This is a genomic window from Streptomyces sp. W16 (assembly GCF_033194735.1).
Lineage (GTDB): Bacteria > Actinomycetota > Actinomycetes > Streptomycetales > Streptomycetaceae > Streptomyces.
In genome coordinates this window covers 1-1,504 of record NZ_JAWOAI010001048.1, presented here as the reverse complement: position 1 = coordinate 1,504, position 1,504 = coordinate 1, and the positions used below count along the sequence as shown (strand labels likewise).

General features: G+C 73.0%; 2 protein-coding genes. Both read right to left on the bottom strand.

Going from position 1 to position 1,504, the window contains the following annotated elements; genetic code table 11:
- Positions 1-542, bottom strand: a 542-nt coding sequence (locus R6V09_RS52940) for a hypothetical protein (protein ID WP_317888528.1), incomplete at its 3' end; no start/stop codon positions are given.
- A gap of 195 nt (positions 543-737) precedes the next feature.
- A complete protein-coding gene (locus R6V09_RS52935; protein ID WP_317888527.1) occupies positions 738-1,385 on the bottom strand; it encodes a DNA-processing protein DprA in 648 nt (215 codons plus the stop codon).
- Positions 1,386-1,504 lie beyond the last annotated feature (119 nt).

Sequence of the window (1,504 nt, the reverse complement as noted above, 5' to 3'; positions counted from 1 at the left end):
CGAGCGGCGGCGACTCCACCCGCCGCCGCACCCGTGCCCCCGGTGGCGGTCGCGGCGATGGCGGTGCCTCGGCTGAGTCTGCGGGGGCGCGGGGCGCGGCCCAGCACGACCTGGTAGTAAATGTTGCCGTTCTGGACGGCGTTGACTGTGCCGTGGCCGGTTGCCACGGCAACTTGCGTGGCGGTGTCGTCCGGCCGGGGCAGCAGAGACCGTACCGTCTCGGTAAACCGGCGCGCCTCTTCCGCCCGTTCGGGGTCATCCGCGAGCGCCGCCGCGATCTCCCGCTGCCGCTGCGGCAGCGAGTCGATCAGATAGGCATTCGGGTCCTCGTCCTCTCGCTCGCGACGCAGCGCCTCGGCCGCCCAGGCCTCGACGCGCTCACCGGTCGGACCTTCCTCGTCGGATAGCAGACCGACGACTTGGTCCCGTGCCTGCGACCACGCCTCCGTGCCGATTGCTGCGGCGAGATGCTCGGCCGCGTCCACGGCCGGATCCGTAGCCCGCCCGTACGTGTCGTCGTCACCCTGCGTGCCCCCAGCCATGACCGCCGCTTCCCCCGATGCGTTACGCCCCGCCTCGCTGTCGCGAAGCTAGCAGCTGCAACATGGTCAAGAACGGATTCGTACGACGGTGGAGCAGCCGATCGGGGCAGGGGCGCGTGTACGGCATGTGAAGCCCCCAGGAAACGGATTCGGCCTCGCCAGGTTCACCCGTCCGCACTGCTCCGGGCGGCAGCATCAGTCGCGTGAACGGAGCAACGAGTAACCATCCGTTATGGCCTCGATGAGGATCACCGCGCGCACGAGTCCGGCGAGCAGGGTGGCGCTGGCCCGGAGGGTGGCGCCGCTGGTCTCGGTGCCGGGCTTGAAGAGGCTGACGACCGCTCCGCCGCACGCGGGGATGGAGCTCAGCAACTGGGCGTGGTTGTGCGGGTGGGCGCGGTCCAGGCCGCGCGGGAGGACGGCGAGTGTTGCCTGTCCGGCCTGGGCGGCTGCCCGGTGGGCGGTGGAGTCGACGCCGTAGGCGAGTGTGGCGGTGACCGTGTGCCCGGCCTCGGCGACGGCGGTGGCGAAGTCGTGCGCCCGGGTGAGGGCCTGCGCGGTGGCGGCCCGGTTGCCGGTCATGGCCACGGCCTGGGCGGTCAGCGTGTCCAGCTGCTCGTGTCCGCGCACCCACAGTCCGAGCGGGCAGCCGGTCCCCAGGTCGGACAGGGAGGCGGGCCACGCGTCGTCGGACGGGATGACGAACCGGCACGTCGGCTGGGCGTTGGCGAGTTCCTCGCGCGGCCGGTACGGGGCGAGGCGGCCGCTGGCGTCGTGGTCGGGGGTGAAGTGGGCGGCGAGCGCGGCGCGGGCGGCGCGTTCGGACATGCCGGTGCTGGGCACGGCGAACCTCCGTGGAAGGGGGCGGCGGCCGGCGGGCATGCCGGTGCCGTGATGGACGGTGCGGGATCGGCGGTCAGCGTCCGGTGCGGCCGGGGGCGGTGACCGTGTCCCAGGAGCTG